19 protein-coding genes, 1 tRNA gene and 1 pseudogene are annotated in these 22,755 nt (G+C 46.8%); 17 read left to right on the top strand and 4 right to left on the bottom strand.

Annotated features, from left to right (window positions below; all coding sequences use genetic code 11):
* The 11 genes and pseudogenes from IT233_10575 to IT233_10525 all read left to right on the top strand — a co-directional run bounded on the left by IT233_10575 (nt 1) and on the right by IT233_10525 (nt 11,366).
* Complete coding sequence (locus IT233_10575; protein MCC7303074.1) at nt 1-882, top strand: hypothetical protein; 882 nt, start codon at nt 1-3, stop codon at nt 880-882.
* Nucleotides 879-1,313, top strand: coding sequence for an N-acetylmuramoyl-L-alanine amidase (locus IT233_10570; GenBank protein ID MCC7303073.1), 435 nt, complete (start codon nt 879-881; stop codon nt 1,311-1,313). The genes IT233_10575 and IT233_10570 overlap by 4 nt, the downstream gene beginning before the upstream one ends.
* The gene (locus IT233_10565) at nt 1,313-1,990 is read left to right on the top strand and encodes a hypothetical protein (GenBank protein MCC7303072.1); all 678 of its coding nucleotides are present in this window, start codon (nt 1,313-1,315) and stop codon (nt 1,988-1,990) included. Before IT233_10570 ends, IT233_10565 begins: the two co-directional genes overlap by 1 nt.
* Nucleotides 1,974-2,237: a hypothetical protein gene (locus IT233_10560; GenBank protein ID MCC7303071.1), complete on the top strand. Its 264-nt coding sequence runs from the start codon at nt 1,974-1,976 to the stop codon at nt 2,235-2,237. Before IT233_10565 ends, IT233_10560 begins: the two co-directional genes overlap by 17 nt.
* The gene (locus tag IT233_10555; GenBank protein MCC7303070.1) at nt 2,234-2,881 is read left to right on the top strand and encodes a hypothetical protein; all 648 of its coding nucleotides are present in this window, start codon (nt 2,234-2,236) and stop codon (nt 2,879-2,881) included. Before IT233_10560 ends, IT233_10555 begins: the two co-directional genes overlap by 4 nt.
* Entirely contained in the window at nt 2,878-3,081 is a 204-nt protein-coding gene (locus IT233_10550) for a hypothetical protein (GenBank protein ID MCC7303069.1), read from the top strand. Before IT233_10555 ends, IT233_10550 begins: the two co-directional genes overlap by 4 nt.
* A gap of 1 nt (nt 3,082) precedes the next feature.
* A complete protein-coding gene (locus tag IT233_10545) occupies nt 3,083-3,598 on the top strand; it encodes a hypothetical protein (protein MCC7303068.1) in 516 nt (171 codons plus the stop codon).
* A gap of 6 nt (nt 3,599-3,604) precedes the next feature.
* On the top strand, nt 3,605-8,752 hold the full coding sequence (locus IT233_10540) for a strawberry notch family protein (protein MCC7303067.1): 5,148 nt from the start codon (nt 3,605-3,607) through the stop codon (nt 8,750-8,752).
* A 12-nt stretch (nt 8,753-8,764) separates the two neighbouring features.
* The gene (locus IT233_10535) at nt 8,765-10,489 is read left to right on the top strand and encodes a hypothetical protein (protein MCC7303066.1); all 1,725 of its coding nucleotides are present in this window, start codon (nt 8,765-8,767) and stop codon (nt 10,487-10,489) included.
* A 47-nt stretch (nt 10,490-10,536) separates the two neighbouring features.
* On the top strand, nt 10,537-10,830 hold the full coding sequence (locus tag IT233_10530) for a hypothetical protein (GenBank protein ID MCC7303065.1): 294 nt from the start codon (nt 10,537-10,539) through the stop codon (nt 10,828-10,830).
* A pseudogene (locus IT233_10525) lies at nt 10,827-11,366 on the top strand (recombinase family protein). Before IT233_10530 ends, IT233_10525 begins: the two are co-directional and overlap by 4 nt.
* Here the strand turns inward: IT233_10525 and IT233_10520 are convergent.
* From IT233_10520 to IT233_10505, 4 genes are all read right to left on the bottom strand, one after another.
* On the bottom strand, nt 11,343-11,705 hold the full coding sequence (locus tag IT233_10520) for a hypothetical protein (protein ID MCC7303064.1): 363 nt from the start codon (nt 11,703-11,705) through the stop codon (nt 11,343-11,345). The pseudogene IT233_10525 and the gene IT233_10520 sit on opposite strands and share 24 nt — an antisense overlap.
* A 703-nt stretch (nt 11,706-12,408) precedes the next feature.
* Nucleotides 12,409-12,493 (bottom strand) — tRNA-Ser (locus IT233_10515).
* Nucleotides 12,494-12,722: 229 nt separating this feature from the next.
* Nucleotides 12,723-13,319, bottom strand: coding sequence for a hypothetical protein (locus IT233_10510; protein ID MCC7303063.1), 597 nt, complete (start codon nt 13,317-13,319; stop codon nt 12,723-12,725).
* Between the two features lie 191 nt (nt 13,320-13,510).
* Complete coding sequence (locus tag IT233_10505; protein ID MCC7303062.1) at nt 13,511-15,823, bottom strand: SpoIIE family protein phosphatase; 2,313 nt, start codon at nt 15,821-15,823, stop codon at nt 13,511-13,513.
* A 52-nt stretch (nt 15,824-15,875) separates the two neighbouring features.
* On the opposite strand from IT233_10505, the gene miaA reads away from it, so the two are divergent.
* The 6 genes from miaA to dnaN all read left to right on the top strand — a co-directional run bounded on the left by miaA (nt 15,876) and on the right by dnaN (nt 22,746).
* Complete coding sequence (gene miaA / locus IT233_10500; protein ID MCC7303061.1) at nt 15,876-16,772, top strand: tRNA (adenosine(37)-N6)-dimethylallyltransferase MiaA; 897 nt, start codon at nt 15,876-15,878, stop codon at nt 16,770-16,772.
* On the top strand, nt 16,769-18,034 hold the full coding sequence (locus IT233_10495; GenBank protein ID MCC7303060.1) for an MFS transporter: 1,266 nt from the start codon (nt 16,769-16,771) through the stop codon (nt 18,032-18,034). The genes miaA and IT233_10495 overlap by 4 nt, the downstream gene beginning before the upstream one ends.
* Nucleotides 18,035-18,071: 37 nt before the next feature.
* Nucleotides 18,072-18,803 (top strand): gliding motility-associated ABC transporter permease subunit GldF, encoded by a 732-nt coding sequence (gene gldF, locus IT233_10490; GenBank protein MCC7303059.1) that lies wholly within the window; start codon nt 18,072-18,074, stop codon nt 18,801-18,803.
* Complete coding sequence (gene gldG, locus IT233_10485; protein MCC7303058.1) at nt 18,800-20,488, top strand: gliding motility-associated ABC transporter substrate-binding protein GldG; 1,689 nt, start codon at nt 18,800-18,802, stop codon at nt 20,486-20,488. The genes gldF and gldG overlap by 4 nt, the downstream gene beginning before the upstream one ends.
* Nucleotides 20,485-21,531: a DUF4340 domain-containing protein gene (locus IT233_10480; GenBank protein MCC7303057.1), complete on the top strand. Its 1,047-nt coding sequence runs from the start codon at nt 20,485-20,487 to the stop codon at nt 21,529-21,531. Before gldG ends, IT233_10480 begins: the two co-directional genes overlap by 4 nt.
* 93 nt (nt 21,532-21,624) lie before the next feature.
* Nucleotides 21,625-22,746, top strand: a complete 1,122-nt coding sequence (gene dnaN, locus IT233_10475) for a DNA polymerase III subunit beta (protein ID MCC7303056.1) — start codon at nt 21,625-21,627, stop codon at nt 22,744-22,746.
* The last annotated feature ends 9 nt before the right edge of the window (nt 22,747-22,755 follow it).

The following is a 22,755-nucleotide window of genomic DNA, read 5'->3' as shown; positions in this document are numbered from 1 at the left end:
ATGGAAAAGGCAAAACCAAACAAGAAAAAAAAGTTCCTCCTTATCGGCCTGGGCGTGGCTGCAACCGGCCTGCTCAGTTACTTCGGATGGGACTATTATCAGAAGCGTAAACGCAAGCGGGAAGAAAATGCAGAGGATAACGCGCCCGAAACTACCCTTCCTCCTCCGCAGAAAAGCACCTTTCTGCCTGGATATTTCACGCAGCCGACCAAGCGCAATGATGATTTCCCCCTGAAGAAAGGCAGTAAAGGCGCGAGAGTAAAATCCGTACAGGATGCGCTCATCGCCAAGCACGGGAAAGAGATACTCCCGCGTTACGGGGCTGATGGGGACTTCGGAAGCGAGATGGTAGCTGCTCTGAAAAAACTCAACCTGCCTGAATCCATTGATGAGACAACTTTCAATGTGATTGTTGCTGCGCCCAGCATTAACGCCTCTGAGCTTGCCAAAACACTCTACAAGGATGCAGCGAATAAGAACCTCAGCGGATTGATCGCTTCACTGAAAAAAATGCGAAGCACCGGAGACTACACAGCCGTTAGCAACGAATTCAAAAAGTACCCGCTTCGCGGAGTAAGTCAAACCCTTGTCAACGGACTGCTCGGCAGTTTCTCAGACGAGAATCAGAAGCAGCAGATACGCTTGGAATTCTCCCGCATGGGGCTGAAATATGATGGCAGCAAATGGTCGCTCTCCGGGCTGGATGGCTTCCGGCTAATGACCACCGTGCCCACTACCGTTTGGAGAACACCCAGCGAGGGAGCGAAAGTTCCCGCAAACATGATCCTGGGAACAGAGATCGCAATTAACGGAGGGTTTACCCTCTTTGAAAGTAACGGACAAAAATTCATTGTAAAAACTTCAACCATAAAATACCTATGAGAAAGATCAAGTACATCGTGGTGCACTGCACCGCAACACAGCCGACAGCCACAGTTGAGGCGATAAAAAAATACTGGAAGGAAGTACGCAAATGGGATAAGCCAGGGTATCACTACCTGATCCTGCGTGACGGAGAAATTATCACTCTCCTGGATGAAAAAGAGGTCTCCTATGGAGCATACGGCCATAACCAGGATTCCGTGCATATCTCTTACATCGGAGGAATTGACAAAAGCGGAAATCCGGTTGACAACCGATCCACACTTCAGAAACACGCTATGTTCGACAAGTTGGTGGAACTAAGCGAGAAATACCCCCAGGCTCAGATACTCGGACACCGCGATTTTCCGGGAGTTAAAAAAGCCTGCCCTTCATTCGATGTGAGAGAATGGCTCCGCAATTACGAACCTGATCTTAAACAAGCTGCCTGATGATTTTTCCCAGGGTAAAATCCATCCTACGCAGTAACGGGTACAGGCTCCATACGCGCCCCTATGAATTGAATATTGTGGGGGTGCGTACACGAAGCACAAAGCCGAACCGCTTTGACGATGAAGTTCATGTATTCTACAAAAGCAAGCCGCTGAAATGGGAATACCACATCTTCAAGGCAACGACTGATCCGGGAACCTACTGGCTGGAAAATCCGATGCAGCCCCAGGGAACTGCTATCCTGGCCCAGGGACAGTACGTGAATGCGTACAGGATTGGACTTCACCAGGGGAAATACAAGGCGCTTGTCCAGGCAGCACCCGTCACCGTCATCCGGGACTATGACCGAAACGCAAAGCTCGATTTCTTCAATGGAAGAAAAGACAAAGGACTATTCGGGATCAATATTCACCGGGCATTGGCGCAGGGCAAGACGAAGTTCATTGATAAGTTCTCAGCAGGCTGCCAGGTCTTTCAGGATGCGGTGGATTTCGACCGCTTCATGGGATTGTGTGATAAGCACAGCTCGCTCTACGGAAATAGGTTCACCTATACGCTCCTGGACTTCCGGGCCATGAGGCGGGAATCCATCAAGCGAATGGTGGTCGGAACCCTTACCCTGGGTTTGGGACTGATAGGATACATCAACTATGACACGAATGAAGAAACAGCCTAAACAGATGAATGAGTTTATTAAACAACTGATCCGGGACAAGGAAGGCAATTACAGTTTACGGGAAGTGGTAACCCTTGTATTTGTTGCTGCAACTCTCATAAGCTGGATCGCACAGCAGTTTTTCGGAATAACTATTCCCGAATATATGTTCTACTCCTTTGTCAGCATTATCGGTGCTGGTTGTTTCGGCTACTCATTCGAGCGAAAAGGAAAATCATCCATTAACAACAAAAACGAAGAACAATGAAGAAAACAATTATCATAACATTTTTATTCGGACTTATCTCCGCACTCTCTACCTACCTGCTATTCGATTCAATGGAAGGTTTCCGAAAGGAAGTCAAGGAATCGAAAATAGCCCTGAAGGAAATGACACAGCAGGTGAACTCTATCGAAACAAATTACAAGCAGCAGATCGGGTACTGGATTCAAAAGAACACGGTTTTGCAGAGGCGGATTCAGCAGACTAACCTGGAGTTGGAAAGGTCGAGGATGAAAGAAAAATCCATGCAGGGGAAAATACTTTCCCTGATTTCAGAAAGCAAAACCCTGACTGACACATTTTCCATTGTATCGAATTGCGATACCCTGAAAGAAAAGGTGGCTGAGTTTATTGTCCAAACCAATATAAAGGACAGCTTATGCCAGGCTGAAATAACCGATCTGAAAACAGTCATTCAGAACCAGGATTCGATGGTGGTAGTTTGCCAAAGCTCGTTCAGTATGCTAAAGCAGGTAACGGATTCATCCTTCGCTATGCAAAGCAGGTTGACTGATGACCTGAACAGGGCAAGTAAACAGTTAAGAAATGAAAAGCGAAGATCGAAGCTGCTTACTGCCGGAGTGATGATCCTTTCAGGCGCAACCACTTTTTTACTTCTACAAAAATGAACGAATCCATGAAGGAGAAAGTAATCGTTTCATCCTTCACGCTGGTCACTTCGCTCACAGGTTATTTCTATGCGAAGGGAGCTGAAAAGGATGTAGTGCCTTACATGATGGTAACTGGCTTCATCGGGGCATTACTCGGAGAGGCTATTGCCCAGACTTTCTGTAAGGACGATAAAAATAAACCGAACAAGCGGAAATAAAATGGCAAATACGATAGAAATTGAGGATTCAGGGGATAGCCTGAGAATAACCGAAAACGGGAAAACCCGGTTCGTTATCAAGCGGCACGTTCGTCAGGTTTATATCATCGAACCATCGGTAGTAAAGCTGGATATTGGAGCCGCGCTGCAAAACATTTACCTGAAGCATTCCGATGTTGTTAGCCCATTCACGCAAAGTGCCGAAGAACTACGCGATATGATGAATGAGATGCTCAGGGATGAATGCGTCACTCAAATCAATCAACAGATCAGCGAAATCGCTATCAGCGTGGATGCGATCAATTCCGAGATTTTCATTGAGGCTTCTATTGAAGAACAGATAAATACCGGAGAAACTTATTACGGCTATGCTCTGCCCGGCTCACAAACCTCAGAGCCGGTCTGGGCTATCCAGAAGGTATCTGAGGATAAAGGGATTCTTACAAAGCAATGGGCTGATGGAAATAAGAATCGGGACAAGGTTTGGGATGAACGAAAGAACCTTCAATACGCTTAATGAAGCATGGCAAAGACAAAACAATATTCAGTAAAGCCGGAAATGATTTTCACTTTAGGCGCATTGCGTGAAGGCGATGTGCCTGAAGTAAAACTGCGCCTTAACCGTTCAGCCAGGAAAAAGCATTATGGAACAGTCGGTAATTCCAAAGACGCAGCCGAATTCATCCGAAAGATTTACAGGAGGGGTGAAATCCAGTTGCAGGAACAATTTGTAGTTCTCTACCTGAACCGGGCGAACAACATCATCGGGTATTACCGGCACGCTGTTGGAGGAATTACTGGAACTGTTGCGGATATAAGAATCATCCTGGCTGCTGCGCTGAAAAGTGCAAGCACCTCCCTCATTGTTGCCCATAACCATCCAAGCGGGAATCTGCGGCCAAGCGAAGCGGATGTTGAGCTGACGAAGAAAATTAAAGCAAGTGCCGCTACGATGGATATACAACTGCTCGACCATATAATTATTACAGTAGACAATTATTTTTCATTTGGCGATGAGGGAATGCTCGGCTCGGAGTTGAATGGCTTTGATACAAAGTGGAAGTTTGTGGATCAGATCGAAACAGATTTGGCAAGTAAGGTGCAGTACACGAAGCGTTCTATTGAAAAGCTCGCTGCATCTTATGGCATCAATGATAAGAACCTGGTCAAAGAACTTACCGAGCTTGCCATTGTCCGCAGGGCGCGGTTTCTCGCCCACGCTGAGGGCAGTATAAGTGAGAAGTATGATTCCATTGTAGAGCTGTACAAGAGCCAGGTCAATTTATCTCACCGCACCAGCCAGAGCATCCTGCTTCAGCAATATTCCACGCCTGCGCCCATCGGATTCCTTGCAGGGATTTTTACCGGGGCAGATAAAGGAGCTACCGTATTTGAGCCAAGCGCAGGAAACGGTCTGCTAACTATTGCAGGATTCCCAAAGAACATTGTCGTCAATGAAGTGGATTCTGTACGCAGGAGCAATTTGCAAACCCAGGGCTTTAAACAAGTGATGCAGCGGGATGCAACCAAATCTTTCCCTGAGTTCTATCAAAAGATGGATGCGGTCATAACGAACCCTCCTTTCGGAACGCTGGACGCGGATGTAATGTTCGACACTTTCCCGATCAAAACGCTGGATCACCTGATGGCCCTTCGTGCGCTGGACTGCATGAAGGATCGCGGTAAGGCTGCGATTATTATTGGTGGGCATACGCGCTGGGATGAGAAAGGAAGGATTCAGGCCGGAAGGAACCGTATCTTCTTTAACTACCTGTACAGCCGTTATAACATCATTGACGTAATCAATATTGACGGTAGCCTGTATTCCCGCCAGGGAACTTCGTTTGACGTTAGGTTGATTCTTGTTGACGGAAGAAAACGCCCTCCGCAGGGCGCAGCCCCGCCCAAAGGCAGCGTGATCGCTGAAACTGTAAAATCATTTGACGCATTATACGAAAGAGTAACCAACGCCATGAAACAAAATATACCGCACTTAGAAAAGGAAGCCCTGGAACTTCAAAGGCAGCTTGGCTTTGCAGACCTCGGCTCACCCTATGTTCCCGCATCGGCCGCCTGTGTTGTGCTTAACACGCAGGTTCCCGATTCCATGAGTTTTGAAACGCAGAAAGCCCTGGAGCTGATCCGCGAGGAAGTTGGAGGCGATATTGACAATTTCGTGCGACACCGCCTGGGTTATCGCGCCAAAACAGAACTCTGCAAAGCTCTTTCGGCAGAGCAGATTGATGCGGTGGCAATGGCAATCTATAATATCGAAGCGCGTGGCCAGGGAATGATTATCGGAGATCAGACCGGCATCGGTAAAGGCCGTGTAGCCGCATCCATGATCCGCTACGGAGTACAACAGGGTTTGAAGCCGATCTTCATTACCGAAAAGGCCAACCTTTTTTCTGACATCTACCGCGACCTTTCAGCAATCGGTTCATCCAACTTGGTCCCTTTTATTGTGAACGGACGGGAATCCAAAACCGACATTAAGGACGAAGACGGGAATATTATTCACCAGGCATTACCAGCCAATGAACAGCAGAGGATTTTTGAGAGCCGGAAAGTACCGGCAAAGTATCACTTTGTCGTAGCAACCTATTCTCAATTCAATTCCCCAGAGAAGAAACCTGAAAAGCCGAATTTCCTACGGGAGATCGCACAAGGCAATATTATGATTATGGATGAGGCGCATAACTCAAGCGGCTCATCCAATACGGGAGAATTCATGCAGTCGGTTGTGGCGAATACAAAAGGCGTAGTGTTTCTCTCGGCAACTTTTGCAAAACGCCCGGACAATATGCCGATCTACGCTATGAAGACGGCTATTTCCGATGCGAACATGACGAAAGACGAGTTGGTAGAGGCCATTATTCGCGGAGGCGTTGCCTTGCAGGAGGTTTTGTCGAGCCAGCTTGTTGCAGAGGGACAGATGCTCAGGCGGGAGCGTTCATTTGAAGGTGTGGAAGTGAATTACATTACCCTTGAGGACAAGGAACAGGAACACTATGCAATAGCTGATAACATCACAGAGATTTTACGGGATATAATTTCCTTTCAGAAGAATTTTGTGGACAAGCAGGTTGAGGAGTTGGACAAGATCGCGGTTGCTGAAGGTAAGGAAGTGGAGCTACGCGAAGGAACTTCCCAGGCAGGAGTGGATAGCCAGCCTTATTTCTCAAAGGTGTTCAACGTCATCAATCAAATGCTTTTCTCGATAAAAGCGGAAACAGTTGCAGACAGAGCAATCATACGATTGAAAGAAGGCAAGAAACCGATTATTGCCTTTGCCTCCACAATGGGCAGCTTCATTGAGCAGATGGAGAATGAGAAAGGCGTGTTTGTTTCGGACGGGGATGTTATCAATGCTGATTTCACAGAAGTATTGAAGCGTGGCCTGGAAGGAATCTTGCGCTATACCGAAAGAGATGTGGACGGCAGTCCTATTCATAAGAAGTTCGAGCTTTCTGATCTTTCGGTGGAGGCTCAAGCAGAATATACCCGGATCATGGAGCGGATAAAAGCGGCCTCTACCGGGATCACGATTTCTCCGATTGATATTGTCATCAAGAAAATACAGGATGCCGGGTATTCGGTCGCTGAAGTAACTGGAAGAAAATATGAATTGCAAATCAACACAAAGACCAACAAAGGACTGGTACTACAAAGGAAACGCATTAACACCAACGATGCTTTCCGGCAGTTCAACAATAACGAAGTGGATGTGCTGATGATTAACCAATCCGGCAGCACAGGCGCATCGGCTCATGCTATTCCTACGACTAAGGTTCCGGCTTCACAGGTAAAGCAACGCGTTATGATCGTGCTTCAGGCAGAGCTCGACATCAACACAGAGGTTCAGAAGCGAGGTCGAGTAAACCGAACAGGGCAAATCTTAAAGCCGATCTACGATTATGTGAATTCGGCAATACCGGCTGAGAAGCGACTGATGATGATGCTTCAGAAAAAATTGAAGTCTTTGGATGCCAACACTACGTCCAATCAGAAGCAAAGCACCAAAATCCTCGATGTGCCGGATTTTCTGAATAAATACGGAGACAAGATCGTGAAGGAATACCTTATCGAGAACCCCGCAGTAAACGAACTGCTCAATGATCCGCTTCATCTGAAAACTACAAAGGGGGATGATAAGGAGACTGTCGAGGATGCAGCGCACAAGGTCTCCGGGCGCGTGGCCGTGCTTTCTACCAAAATGCAGCAGGATTTTTACAATGAGATTGCAGAGCGGTACAATGACTTTACAGAATACCTCAAGCAAATCGGTGACTACGATCTTGAAGTGGAGGCAATGGATTTAAAAGCGGAGCGCACCGGGTGGAGCATCACAAAGATGGGTAAAGGCGGAGACAGCACCTTCGGAGATGATAGCATCCTGGAAACAGTAATAGCCAATGTGCTGAAAAAACCTTTCTCAAAAACCGAGCTGGAAAACCTGCTTAAGGAATCACTTGGCAATAAGGATGCTCATGCGTTGCAGTCAGAGCTTTTGAGCGAATATGAAATCTTCGTTGCCCAACGCCTGGAGGAAGAAACGAAAGAAGTGAATGAAAAATACGATGAGCTGATAAAGGAAATTCCAGGCGAAAAGAAAATCCAGAAGATCAAAAGCGAAAAACAGAAACTCGATGCAATCCGGGAGCAAGAGCAGGAACTCAACGCAGCAAGAGAAAAGCAGCTTGAGCAGACGCAGACATCTTTTGAAAATCGCTCACAGTACCTAAAACGGATATTCAAATACTTTCATATCGGAAAGCGGCTCAGTTATCCCATACAGTCGTACAGCGAAGGCCAGGAACTTATCCTTGCAACCTTCCTGGGGTTCATTATAGAGAAGAAAAAGAAGAACCCCTATGCGCCCAGCGCGATGAAGCTGCGCTTTGCCATTGCCAATAGCAGTAAATACATCGCTATTCCCGCAAGTTATTCCGATGATATTACCGCCATCATGGGAGCCAGCACTGCAGTTGAAGAAACCGGAAGAGAAGCACTATTGGTCGATTGGGAAAAGGCGATCAAGAATAATGTAACGGACCGCAAGACCCGGCACATTATAACGGGCAACCTTCTCCAGGCATTCAGCGATTTTAAGGGAAAGCTGGTGAGCTATACAATGAAGGATGGAGAGGTGAAGAAGGGAATCCTGATGCCGGAGAACTGGATTCCGGCAGAGCATATCGGGGATAAGGTTGTAGTTCCTATCGGCAAGGCGCTCACCTTTGTAAAGTCCCTGGCAAACGGAGCGGCTATCTATACCCATAACAGCATCGGGATATTCCGGCAGGGCGAAGGGTACAAGGTGATCGTCCCGGCTTCGCGTGTAAAGGGCGGGGAAATATACCTGGACAAGGATTTACTGGAGATCGTGGACGGAAAGAATTTCGATAAGGTATCGGATAAGATGGTAGCCACATTCCCACTCAAAAAAGTAGAGCCGTTTGTAGAAATCCTTCAGGATAAATTCAGTTCTGCCGTTACCCTCACAAATTTCCAGTTTGATATGATAAAGGATGAGAAGCACAAGCGTAGTTCATCCCGAAAGAAAATACAACCCCCTCCGGCAGAGGATGAAAGCGGCAGCGAACTGATGAAAATATATGAGCTGGAAGCAGAGGCTTTGGCTCTTGAACTTGAACTAATGGCAGCATAAAATCTAATTACCATGATAAACGCAGACAACTATTACAGCAAAGTAAGCTCGCTCGACATTTCATCCCTGCCTGCACCATTGCAGAAAGGACATGAATTCGTGAACAAGGTTACGCAGAACGGTACGGACTGGAACACATACCACTCCAGCTCAACCATACAGAAGGTGGTGGATGACTATTTTCAGAAATTATCCAGTCACCTTCCCGCCAAGCAGGAGAAAAATGAAAGTGCATCCCCGAAAAAGGAGGAGCGCAAAACAAAACCTGAAAAGTCCAAAAAACAACGGGCAGAGAAGCAAGAAGCGGATGAGGAAGAAGATGATGTAGAACTGGTGGAGCGAATCCCGGAGGAGTTGCGCTTTATGAAGCGGTATCTCAATCTGAACGGCAAGCGCAAAACCAAAGAAGAACTGTTGCGGTTTATTAATGGCCTCCAACGGGCGATCCTGGAACGCAGGATCAGGAAGGAATCCGAATGGGCAAAACAGATTCTCCATATTCAGGAAAGCTTGCTCAAGGCTTATAATGGAATGAAGAGCCGCACGGTTGAAATTGAAATACCAGGAAAGATTGTAGTCGAATTCAAACAGGAAATTGAAGGAGAGCAGATATATAAATCCATTCAGTTCATTAAACGGTATGTCAGCCTGCACGGAAAGGTTGGTGTAAAGGAAAAGGCCGCAAAGCTCTATGAGCAGATGAACCGGACAGTAAAAAAAGGTAAGATCGTAAAGGACGACAAGTACGCAGTTAAGCTCAACGAGATTTGGAAATCCCTCAAAGAATTCTTGGAGGATAAAAAAGCGAAAACACTTCCGATGAATTCTGCGGAGCTGAACGGCCTGTTGGGTTTATTAGGAAAAGGCAGAGGAGGAAAGCTGTACGATACACGGGAGAAAAGGATCAAAGCAATAAAGAAAGGCAATATTATCACTTTCAAAAAACCTTTCTATCCGCGAGGAACTTCCGAACCCAGCAGAATACAAATTGCAATAACAGGTATTCGCAAAGAAAAATCAGGAGCGATTAAACTGGAAGGTTTCGGGCATGATTCCGATTGGTATAAAAGCATGGACGACCTTTTGAATGCGATTAATTGGGAATGGATGGAACAAGTGCATAGTGGGGATGATCTTGAAGGATGCGAATGTGGATTGAACGGAATTGAAGAAAGCAAAGACAATAAACTGATGAGCAGTATGGAATTTGCTGATATGACTTTCAAGTCCATTGGCTTTACCGGAAAGTGGAAGAAACTGATCGGAGATCCCGCGCCAGGCTTTACAGCAATGGTATTCGGGCGGCCTAAGATGGGTAAGTCATACCTAAGTGTGGAGTTTGCGGGATACCTGGCACGAAATCATGGCAAAGTGTTATACGTTGCAAGGGAGGAAGGGCTGGATGCCACCCTTCAGATCAAGCTCAACGATAAAAACGTAAAGCATCCCAACCTTTTTGTAAGCGATTATCTGCCCGAAGATTTATCCAGCTATGATTTTATCTTCCTGGACAGCGTGAACAAGCTCGGCCTTTCACCTGGTGATCTGGATGGGCTACGCAGAACCTACCGGGGCAAGTCTTTCGTCTTCGTTTTCCAGACAACCAAAGGTGGAAATTTCAGGGGCAAGAACGAATTCCAGCATGATGTGGACGTGGTGATCGAAATACCTGAGCCAGGGAAGGCCGTACAGTTCGGCAGGTACAACCAGGGCGGGGAGATGGACATTTTTGAGTAGGATTTTAAAGATTTTGCCAATTCAAAAAGGCTCCGTACATTTGTAATATGTTGATAATCAATGTATTAATAATATACACGGGGCCTTTTTCAATAAATGGAAACATGAAAGAAAAAGGAAAAATAGTTGAGCTTAGAAAATACGAGGGGATTAATCCCAGGAAGGAGCCGTTAACGGTAGAAAAATTAAAGGAGCTGATGAAGGATGAAAAGCTGACGGATGAACAGGCTCAGGAGATTCTTTTCGCTATCGAAGCATTGGTGAGCATCATCGTTGAGTTCCAGTACCAGCAGGAACTAAACGAAAAAAATAATCAGGATAATTTAAAACAAGCAGCATGAACATAGAAGTACAAGCAATCTTAAACCACAAATTCGGACGCAAGAGCAAAACTGCAATCAAAAAAGTGGATTCCCGCATGGTCATTAAGTACACGCGGGTATCAGGCAAAAAGCAGTTCGATACCAATGAATCCATTGGCAACCAAAACAAGGCGATTGAGGAATTTGCAAAGAGATTCAAGTTGCAAATCGTAGCGGGCTTTGGTGCAACGTATGAAAGCGCAAAGACCGATGAGCGAAAAGAGTTTCAGCGTATGATTGAATTTTGTAAACGGAGCAAGGGAAAAATCAGCACCATACTTGTTTACAAAATGACAAGGTTCAGCCGCACGGGTGGTAAAGCCATTTCCATCGCGGATGAACTCAGGAATAAATATGGCATCCACATCATTGCAGTAACAGAACCTATTGATACTTCAAACAGCAGCGGAGTTTTGTTTCAGGAAATGCAGCTCATATTTGCTAAATGGGATAACGTGCAACGCCAGCAGGTAACCCATGCCGGTTTGAAGTCAAAGTATGAGCAAGGAGAATGGTGTATTCCGGCCCCTGTCGGATATGATACGGTCAAGATCAATGGAGAGAGAAAGATCGTGTTGAATGAATACGGCAAGAAGCTCCGAAAGGCTTGGGAATGGAAGCTGGAGGGGTACAAGAACGAGGACATCATCAAAATGCTGGAAAAGATAGGTGTGAAAACCTACAAGCAGCGTATTTATAAAATCTTTAAGAATCCCTTTTACGCGGGTCTGATCGCGCACGGAATTTTGGATGGCAAGGTGGTTGAAGGCAAACACGAACCAATGGTGAGCAAGGAAGTGTTTTATAAAGTTAACGACATACGCCTTAGCTCCACAAAATATGGCGTGCCGCATAAAAGGGAGAATGAAGGAGTGCCGCTGAAGGTGTTTCTAAAATGCGCGGATTGCAACGAACCCTTAACTGGCTACATCGTTAAGAAAAAGAATCTCTATTACTACAAGTGCCGCAAAGTAGGATGCAAGTGTAACAAAAGCGCAAAGGATATGCACAATCTGTTCCTGGAGGAGCTGGGAAAGTACCAAGTGAGGGAATCCCTTATAGACGCAATTGTATGGAAGCTGGAGCATGATTATAGCGAGACCAACAAAGACAGCGCAGAGAAGGAAACACGCTTCCAAAAGCAATTAGGAGAGCTGGAAAACGGCTTGGTAGTTCTGGAAGAGAAATTCTATGTCAAGGAAGAAATGACCAGGGAAGTGTTTGAACGCTTAATGAGCAAACTGGCGGGTGATCGGGAGAAAATACTCGCAGAGTTGGCTAAAGTGGGTGTTGCCATTTCGAACCTCGGAGGAAAACTCAAGCAAGCAGTAAACTTCTGCCTGAATCTCACCTCATTATGGGCGCAGGGAGGACTGAACTTACGGGAGAAATTACAGAAACTTGTCTTTCCTTCCGGTTTAGCCTATGACAAGAATTTAGGAGCATTTCGAACCCTAAAAATAAATTCGGTGATCGCTGAAATCGCCCGGTTATCAAACAGTTTGGGGGTAGTTGAAAAAGGACTGCCCCCTTTTTTATGGGGGCAGTCCCTTTTTGCGGAGAAGGAGGGATTCGAACCCCCGAGGCTGTTACACCTAACGGTTTTCAAGACCGCCGCGATCGACCGCTCTGCCACTTCTCCGCGGCAAAAGTAATAAAAAATGTAAATCAGGCTATGGTCCCTTTGTACCGGGAAAAGTTTTCCGCTACCCATTTCCTCCCTGCCCCACTCTTCAGGAATAACTCTCTCGTGCGCGCTTCGGTGCAACTACCGTATACTTCCGTATGTATCAAAACCCATGAACGGCCGGATTGTCTGTTGCTGCATGAGTTACGAAAGGGTGAAGTCAAGAACAACTGGAAACTCGCTTCTATTTATTATCCGAATCGGACACCAACACAAATTTCAGTTTCACTCCCCAGTCCGCCGTGGCGTTAATGAGTACACACCTGCCACCGGAATAAGTATGTACCGCCGTGTTCCCGTCCTTATAGGTTGTCAGGTATTTTGAGGGGCCCGTTTGAACCGGAGCTGTCAGCTCCAGGAAGGATTCCGCCATAACTGCCGTATCCGGAAGAACCGGAGGTGTAAAATACATGCTCACCATGCTGCTGCGTATCATCCCCCTAACGATTGTTTCTTTTTTCTCTTTATTTGTTAATATATAATTCTTTCCGTTCCAGAAAATGCGATTAAAAACTGAGATGTTGTCATTGACCTTCCGTATACACACGGCAGAGATCAATTGATTTTTTCCGTATGTTACATTTACCTGCTGACGCATTGTAACACTGATAACCACCCGGAACCGGGTATCAAGATGCGACTGATAATAGGTCATTGTATCCTTAATAATTTGCTGCACCTTCAGGCTTCCAATAGAATCCCCGTCTTTGTACACGGCGTAAACAAGCGTTCGTGACGTTGGGGTCTGCTCTGCGCTTTCCGATGACCTGCCGTGCAGCACAACTGAATTTAACAGAAGTAAAAAAAGCAGATTTTTCAAGGCAATTTCGTAAAACTGAATATCCTGCAAACTTACAATTAAGAAACAAATTACCGAACAGAACGCTGAGGCACGCTGCCTGCCTGTCTGCCTCCTGGATACAAACCAGCCGCGCAGACAATTTTTCTTGTGCCGGTGCTGAAATAGAGCACCTACACCCTCACCCCGATCACACAAATATCATCAATCTGATCCAGCTCACCCTTCCACACATCAAACGTTTCGCGCAACATCCGGTGCTGATCTTCCATCTCCATTCCGTGGATCTTCACCAGAAGATCCTTCAGTGTTTTGTATTTAAATTTCTTACCGGAGGGTCCGCCAAACTGATCAGCATAGCCATCGGAAAACAGATAAAAGCAATCACCCTTACTGAGCTGCGCGACATGATTGGTGAATGGCCGGGCATATTCGTACTTCCCGATAGGTTGTTTATCCGCTTTCACCTCCTCCACTTCCGTTGCACCTTTACGCACAATCCAAAGGGAATTATTCGCACCGGCGTATTGCAGTTTTCGCTCCTTCAAATCAATTGAAACCAGGGAAAGATCCATCCCATCCCTTACCTCCTCCCCTGTTGTGTCAAATGTTTCCACTACGAGCTCACGCAATTTATCCAGAATGGTTGCCGGCCGTTTAAGGTTAAACTCACGGACACATCGCTCCAGACTATTAGCGCCCACCACACTTACCATCGCTCCCGGTACCCCATGGCCGGTACAGTCGACCACGGCCACAATAACCTCCTCCTCCTTTTTATACATCCAGTAAAAATCTCCCGACACAATGTCCTTCGGGATAAAAAGGACAAAGCTGTTCTTCAGATTCTTTTTGAATTTGTCCATGGGAGGGAGTATCGCGCTCTGAAGTCGCTTTGCATAATTAATGGAATCCAGTATCTCCTTGTTCTTGTCCTCAACCAGTTCCTTCTGCCGCTGGATTTCACTCGTTCGTTCTACAACTTTGTTCTCCAGATTCTGATTAATATCCCGCAGGTCTCCGATCAACTTCTTTATTGAGGTTTGCATACTCCGGAAACTCAGCGCCAGAATTCCGATCTCATCCCTTCGCCTTATATTGATCTCCACATCAAAATTTCCCCTTGCCAGTTCCTTGGCATCATAGGTAAGTAGATGAATGGGGCGGGTAACATTACGCGCAATCAGCACGGATCCTACTATCACAAGGAGCAGGAGCACGCCAAATGCAATCAGCATATAATTCCTCAAGCTGGTAACATGGGCAAAGGCTTCCTCCTCGTCGATCTCGCTCATAATCACCCAATGCATATCCTGGATTTTGAGCGGCTTGTAAGCGGATAACACCGGCACGCCCCTGTAATCAGGGAAAATCCTTGACTCGGTTTTTCCGGAAAGAGCGCTTTCGGTTCCACGGGTTCGAACTTCCTGCAAGCCTATGGACGACTCCATGGCTTTGATCCTCTCCACAACATGTACCGGTGTACCCAGGCCTTCAATCATACGGAAATAGTTTTCACGATCCTCTATCAGAAAACGGCTCTGGTTCCGCAACGTGTAATCCTCGCCCACAATATAGGTTTCGCCGGATACGCCCAGTCCTACTTCCTTCCATTGCTGGTGCGAAGTCATAATTTCATTGATTCGTAAGATCGGCATTTGAAATGCCAACACACCTATAAGTGAGTCTCCTTCCATGATCGGACAGGCAACAAATGAGGCATGGGCATTATAAGAAGGATGATACGGTTTAAAATCTACCTGTTTCGTAAACCCGGCCGTTCCCGACTTCTGTGCACTGACATATGCATCTGCAAGATTCGTAAGCTGAAAAGGACCATCCGTCAGGGAAGTGCCAAAATCCACTTCTTTGAACACGGTGTACACTATGTTTCCTGAAACAGCATCTATGAGGAAAATATCATAATACCCGAACTCCTCTAGAAAATGGCGAAAAACGGGATGATACTTCCGGTGCGATGAACTATACGACGAGTGATCCGGAGAGGCATCCAAACGATGCTTTTCCCCTACCGGGTTCGGATTGGATGCGATATAGAGGTTTTGAAGAATCCGTCCACGCATATCGCGTGTAGTTTCATACGCCAGCGTGCTGGGACTCTCCAGATTCGCGTTAAGTCTTGGGAGGTACTCTCCGGTAAGATAGGCGTCGAGTCGCGTATTAATTCCCAGCATCCCCTCTTTGGTTAGGCCCGTTTCCTTCTCTATTTTGTCGAAACCGGACCGGAACTCTTTCATGGCCTGAATAACAGTAGGACTCTCCGCCATCGTGCGGACCTGATCGTGAATATTCAGAAAATAATCTTCGATCTGGCTGGCCTTCATTTCCCGGACTGCGGTAAGTCTTGCAAAGGATTCCTGCTCCATTGCGGACTTCGCCCTTGAATAAGAAATAAAACCAACCACAGCCATGGAGGCAGCCGACACAGCAAACAGAAGTACCGCGATTTTTAGTCCAAGTTTCATGGTTGGTAAAAATAGCACTTTCCCGCCCGTCAATGCGTATCTTCGTTGCCGTATGACAGGCTCAGGTAATCGCCTCATTGTCATCACCGGTCCTACAGCCTCCGGCAAAACCGCGTTGGCCCTGGAGCTGGCCGGGGAACTCGGCTGCCCTGTGATCAATGCTGATTCGCGTCAAATATACCGCGAAATGCCCATTGGTTCTGCGGCTCCAACGGCGGAAGATCTGCGTAAAGTTCAGCATCATCTGGTCGGAAGCCACTCCGTAAGCACCCCTCTGAGTGCCGGAGAATATGAATCGCTGGTTATTCCTTTGGCTGAAAGCCTGTTTAAAGACCATCCCCATCTGATTCTGTGCGGGGGAAGTGGCTTATACATTGATGCTGTGCTGTCGGGATTTGATTCCCTGCCTGCGATTCCCGATGGCATACGGGATCACTTTAACCGTATCTATGAAGAACAGGGCTTATCGCAACTGAAACAACTGCTGAAAGAGGCTGATCCGGAATACTACGAACAAGTGGATCCGGAGAATCCGAGGCGGATGATCCGAGCACTGGAGATATGCTCATTAGGTACACCCTATTCCCGGCTTCGGGAAGGAAAGAAAAAGAAAAGGAATTTCGCTGCATCGATATTTTGCATCCAGACCGAAAGAAAGGAACTTGAAGCAAGGATCCGGAAACGCACCTCGGCAATGATTTCCGGCGGTCTGAAAGAGGAAGTGCAGCGTTTGCTTCCTTACAAAAACACAACGCCCCTTCAAACGGTGGGCTACCGCGAGATGTTTGAATACCTTGAAGGAAAGATCACTGAAACGGAATGTATGGAACTGATCAATATCCACACCCGTCAGTATGCGAAACGGCAGGAAACCTGGTTCAGAAAAAAAGAATGCCGGTATGTTTTACCCAGTGACGCGAAAACAATTCTTGATTCATTAGGGAGGTGAGCTTGTTTCGATCGTACCGGCTCATTGAACGTCCTGTGATGGCAGTGATAGTGGCTGAGTTTTTTCTGCAGCTGATTAACACTTCCTTTATGAGCATCCTGCCTTTGTATATGAAGGCAGAAGGTTATTCCGACGGCGAGATCGGAAATTCCATCAAGTACCGTTACCTGGGTGTGCTGGTTCTGGCTCTTTTTGTCGGAGTATGGATCCGGCGGAAGCGGCTCATAGGGCTGTTTTACCTGGCCTGCCTGTTTGTTCCGGCATTTTCCTTCGGTATACTTTATACGGTTGGAAGTCATAACCTGATGCTGAACCATGTTTTTCAGGTATTGTGGGGTGCTTCATTCACCTTTATGCAGGTGCCGGTATTGCCATTCATACTGCGAAACAGCAGCAAAGAAAATCACACCTCAGCCATCGCTTTATCTTATGCCACATGGAGTGTAGCCACCATCGCCAGCCATGTGATCATTTCCGCATTGAACGGGTACGACCAGATACTGTTCAGCGAACAGAACCTTCTCACAGGTTTCGGGGTACTGGGTTTTGTCTCACTTGTCTTTATGGTCAGAGCTGGTCGTAACGAACAAGTTCCCGTACTTAATCCGGAAAAGCGATCCACCGGAAAAAAGGACATTCCCGTGCTATTCAAAGCCCTGCTTCCAACCCTGATCATAGCGATCGGCGCAGGTTTCACCATTCCCTTCATTAGCCTCTTCTTCACGGAGGTACACGGATTAAGCACCAGCACCTTTGCCGCATTGAACCTTGGCGGAGCTCTGCTGGTTGCAATGGGCTCACTGGCAGTACCGGGGATCAAGAAAAAAATGGGATACAAAACCGCTGTTCCCACTACCCAAAGCTTTGCCATCATTGCCCTGATTATGATGGCTACTACACAGTTTTATGCAGATGTTACGATTGCTGTTTTCATCGCAATGGGATGCTTCCTTCTGCGCCAGCCTCTGATGAATATGGCCGGACCCATGACCACGGAGATCGTGATGGGATACGTGGGAAAAAGAAACCGTGAACTCGTGAGCGCCCTTACTTCTGCGATCTGGTCGGGTTCCTGGTATTTTAGCGGACAACTTTTCGCGAGCATGCGTGACAGCCATATCCGGTATGTATATATCTTTCTCATCACTGCCGCCCTCTATATTGTCGGTGTCATCTGGTATTACCTGCTCATACTCGCCTATGAACGAAAACTGAAAGAAAAAAAGGAAAGAAAGCTGGCCTTGAGGAGTGGGCAAAAATAGTACCTTTGTCCATCCCCAAAACCGTATCATCAGGCGTATGCTTGCATTGCTCAGAAAGGAAATTCGTGCATTCCTTAGTTCTCTGATAGGCTACGTCGCCATCAGCGTTTTTCTTCTGCTGCTCTGCATTTTCCTGTGGCTTTTACCTGGAGATACCAATATACTCGACAACGGCTTTGCCACTATTGATCCGCTGTTCGCCCTCGCCCCCTGGGTTTTTCTGTTCCTGATCCCCGCAATCACCATGCGCTCCTTTGCAGATGAAAAGCGCTCAGGCACCATAGAACTTCTTATGACACGTCCGCTTTCGGATCTTCAGGTAATCTTCGCCAAATTCCTGGCCGGTTTCCTGCTTGTATTGTTTTCCCTGCTTCCGACCCTGCTTTTCTTCTTTACCGTTTCACGCATGGGTGTTCCGCCGGGAATAGATACCGGAGGCACCTGGGGCTCCTATATCGGACTTCTCTTTCTTGCCGGCGCCTTTGTTGCGATTGGTATTTTTGCCTCTTCGCTGACTGACAACCAGGTGATCGCGTTCATTTTTGCCGTGCTGATCTGTTTTTTCTTTTTTATGGGATTTCAGTTCATCGGGGAATTGTCCTTCCTGAACGGCATTGACCGGCTCATCCTCTCATTCGGTATCAATGACCATTACATCTCCTTGAGCCGCGGTGTGGTAGATTCCCGGGATATGCTTTACTTCATTAGCCTTATTCTCCTGTTCATCCTGCTTACCAAAACCGTTCTCGAAAGCCGTAAATGGTCATGAGCAGAAAAAGCAGCAAACGGAACGATCTGATCCAACTCTTTCTTGCCGTTGCAGGACTGCTTTTGCTGAATTTTCTTGGCAGTCAGTTCTTTTTCCGGCTTGATCTTACAGAAGAAAAACGATATACGCTCTCTGATCAGACCAGAGAATTACTGGAAGAGCTGGACGATGTGGTTTTCTTCCGCATTTACCTGGAAGGAGAGGATTTCCCTGCAGGATTTGACCGTCTTCGTACTTCTGCCAGAGAAATGCTGGACGAATTCAGGGTTGTTTCCGGAGAAAATATTGAATATGAATTTGTAGATCCCATTGCCGGAATTGCGGAAAAAGAGCAGATGGATGTTTACCGGCAGCTCTACCAGAAAGGGATCCTGCCGGCGGTTCTGGAGGTGAAGGACAAGGGGGCGACTACCCAAAAGACCCTCTTCCCGGGAGCAATCGCTTCCTTCAAGGGACGAGAGGTGGCTGTTCAGCTGTTCAGGGACGAAATGGGAGTTCCCAGCGAAATAGTACTCAATAATTCAATCGAAAACCTCGAATACGAGCTTTCCAACGCTATTCGTAAACTGCAATCACGGCTTAAGCCAAAGATCGCTTTCCTTGAAGGACATGGCGAATGGGACAGCCTTCATGTGGCGGACCTTTCCACGGCCCTATCAGAATATTATGTAGTAGAGCGTATCCGCTTCAACAGCCAGCTGAAAAAACTGACCAGAGCAAAAGAATACAAAGCAATCATCATCGCCCGCCCTGACACATTTGTTTCCGAACAGGATAAATTCATTCTTGACCAGTACCTGATGGACGGAGGGAAGCTCATGTTCCTCATTGATCCGGTATATACAAGTATGGACAGCCTGACGTCTGCGGAATTTACCTATGGTCTGCCTAATAAAATCAATCTGGACGACATGCTGTTTAAATACGGTATCAGGGCGAACTACAATCTGGTTCAGGACATGAATGCTTCACTCGTACCCATTCCCGTACAGGGAAGGTATCAGTATTATCCCTGGCTGTTCTTCCCACTGGCAACTGCAGGCAGCGAACATCCCATTGTTACTAACCTGAATGCGGTAAAAACAGAATTTGTAAGTTCCCTGGATACGCTGGTTTCGCCCGGAATTAAAAAAACCATCCTTCTTCGCTCCGGTACGGCCTCCAAAACTTCTAACACTCCTGTATATATCACACTTAGAGGTATCACACGGCGACCCAACGAGAAGCAGTACCGTGAATCCGGTATTCCTCTGGCAGTTCTTCTGGAGGGGCGTTTTGAATCGTTATACAAATTCCAGGCATTAGGGGCGCTGGATTCCATGCCGGGATTTACACGAATCAAAGACAGTAAACCCACAAAAGTTATTGTGATCGGCGATGGAGATATGATTGCGAATAAAATCCAGCCCTCCAACGGAATGGCATTGCCGCTGGGTTACGACATCTGGACCAAGGAAACCTTTGGCAATAAAATATTTCTGCTCAATGCGGTGAATTACCTGTGCGACGACAGCGGGCTTCTATCCGTGCGAAGCCGCGAAGTGGTACTGCGCATGCTTGACACAAAAAAGGTAAATAAAGAACGGCTGCAGTGGCAGCTCATCAACACCATCATCCCCATAGGGTCGGTATTGCTTTTCGGACTGGCCATGTTCTACCTGAGAAAAAGAAAATACAACCGATGAAAAAGAACAGCATCTTATGGGTTACCGTGATCCTGCTGGCCGCAATAGCTGCCTGGGTTTGGTATTCAAAAACCAACACGACCCTAAAAAAAGAAATGAAGGATTTTGCTGTTACGGACACCGCCAATATCACAAAAGTGGTGATCACCAGCAAAACAGGTCAATCGGCCATACTGGAGCGAGAAGGTGCCGGAATGTGGAAGGTCAATGATACATATCCTGCACGGAATGATGCCATGAACAATCTGCTGGAATCAATCTGCAAAGTGCAGGTACGTAATCCGGTCGGTAAAAGAGCAGAAGAGAATATTACGAAGTCTCTTGCCAGCGGAAGCACAAAAGTGGAAATCTATTTGAAGGGAGAATTACATAAAGTGTATTACGTTGGCGGAGAAACGCCGGACCAGGAAGGAACCTATATGCTGCTTCACGACCACAAAGAAGGTGTAAATGCCGAGGCTCCTTTTGTGGTTCACTTGCCCGGATTTGTCGGATACCTGAGTCCCCGCTATTTCACAGACGCAAAGGTGTGGAGAGATAAAATATTATACCGGTTCGATGCCAGCACACTCCGCAAAGTGGAGGTGGTTTATTACCGGAGCCCCGACTCTACTTTCTCTGTAGAACTTACCGGTATGCGCACGGTGAAGGTGTTTGATAAGAACGGGAATGAGCTCTCTGGTATTGACTCTGTTAAAACCAGGCAATATCTCAGCTATTTCAGTTCAGTCAATTATGAGGGGATTGAAGTATTTGAGAAAGTTAAAACAGATTCCATCACCGGGAACGCACCGGTTCACAGGGTCACAGCAACAGATGTAAACGGAAAATCCACCGTACTCACAACCTATCCCAAGGCTCCAACCAAAAAATCGGATGATTTGGTGATCAAAGGAAAAACCTTTACGGAGGATCCTGACCGGATGTGGGGAACCATAAATAATAACAAGAATGAGATCATTCTTGTTCAGTTCTATGTGATAGGCAAGCTATTACAGAGCCCGGCCTACTTCATGGCCAAAGGAAAACCTGTTAACAAGTAGTGCATAAATCAGGTGGGATTTCGCCTGCTGAAAAGGTAAATTTGTTTCCCCCGAAAACCGGGGTGAATCATAATTAACCAAAAAGATATTGCGATGAAATTTATTGTTTCCAGTTCCACGTTGCTGAAGCAGCTGCAGGCCATTTCCGGGGTGATCAACACCAGCAATGCGTTGCCAATTCTGGACAATTTTCTCTTTGAATTGGAGCAGAACAACCTGAAGATCTCCGCTTCTGACCTTGAAACAACGATCAGCACAACGTTGCATGTAGAATCAAAAGATGCGGGAAGCATTGCAATACCAGCAAAACTCTTGCTGGACACGCTGAAAACATTCTCGGAGCAACCCCTTACGTTCAATATTGACCGGAAGAAAAACAGCATTGAGATCAATTCCGATTATGGAAAATATAAATTGACCGGGCACAGCGGAGATGAATATCCCAAAGCCCCTGCCATCGAAAGTCCGGCTTCTTTTATGATCAACGGATCGGTATTGACCTCCGCGCTGAATAAAGCGCTGTTTGCCACCGGAAATGATGAGCTTCGCCCTGTAATGAGCGGGGTGTTTTTCCAGATTGAAAATGACGGTGTAACTTTTGTGGCTACGGATGCCCATAAGCTGGTGCGCTACAAGCGTTCGGACGTAAAACCCCAGAATGTGGCTTCATTTATTGTTCCGAAGAAGCCGCTTACCCTGCTTAAAAATCTCCTTACAGCTAATGACGAAAACGTACAGGTGGAATACAACGCGAACAATGCGCATTTCTCCTTCGCAGGCATCAACCTTACCTGCCGTTTGATCGACGGCAAATACCCGAACTATGAAGCGGTAATTCCTAAAGAAAACCCGAACCGTCTAACCATTAGCCGCAGTTCTTTTCTGGGAAGCATTCGCAGGGTTTCCATTTTCTCCAATAAAACTACTCACCAGGTTCGCCTGAAAGTCGGAGGAAGCGAGCTGAATATTTCGGCGGAGGATCTGGATTTTTCAAATGAAGCAAATGAGAGGCTGACCTGTGCATACGAAGGACAGGATATGGAAATCGGGTTTAACAGCCGGTTTCTTCTCGACATGTTGAATAATCTTGAAACAGAAGATGTGGTTCTTGAAATGAGCGCCCCTAACCGGGCCGGCATTATTAAGCCTGCCACCGCAGCAGCAGAAGGGGAAGATACCCTCATGCTGGTGATGCCTGTGATGCTGAACAACTAGCCCGGAAAT

Source organism: Bacteroidia bacterium (assembly GCA_020852255.1).
Lineage (GTDB): Bacteria > Bacteroidota > Bacteroidia > JADZBD01 > JADZBD01 > JADZBD01.
Note: the sequence above shows the minus strand (reverse complement) of the source record. Positions and strands in the feature narration are given on the sequence as shown.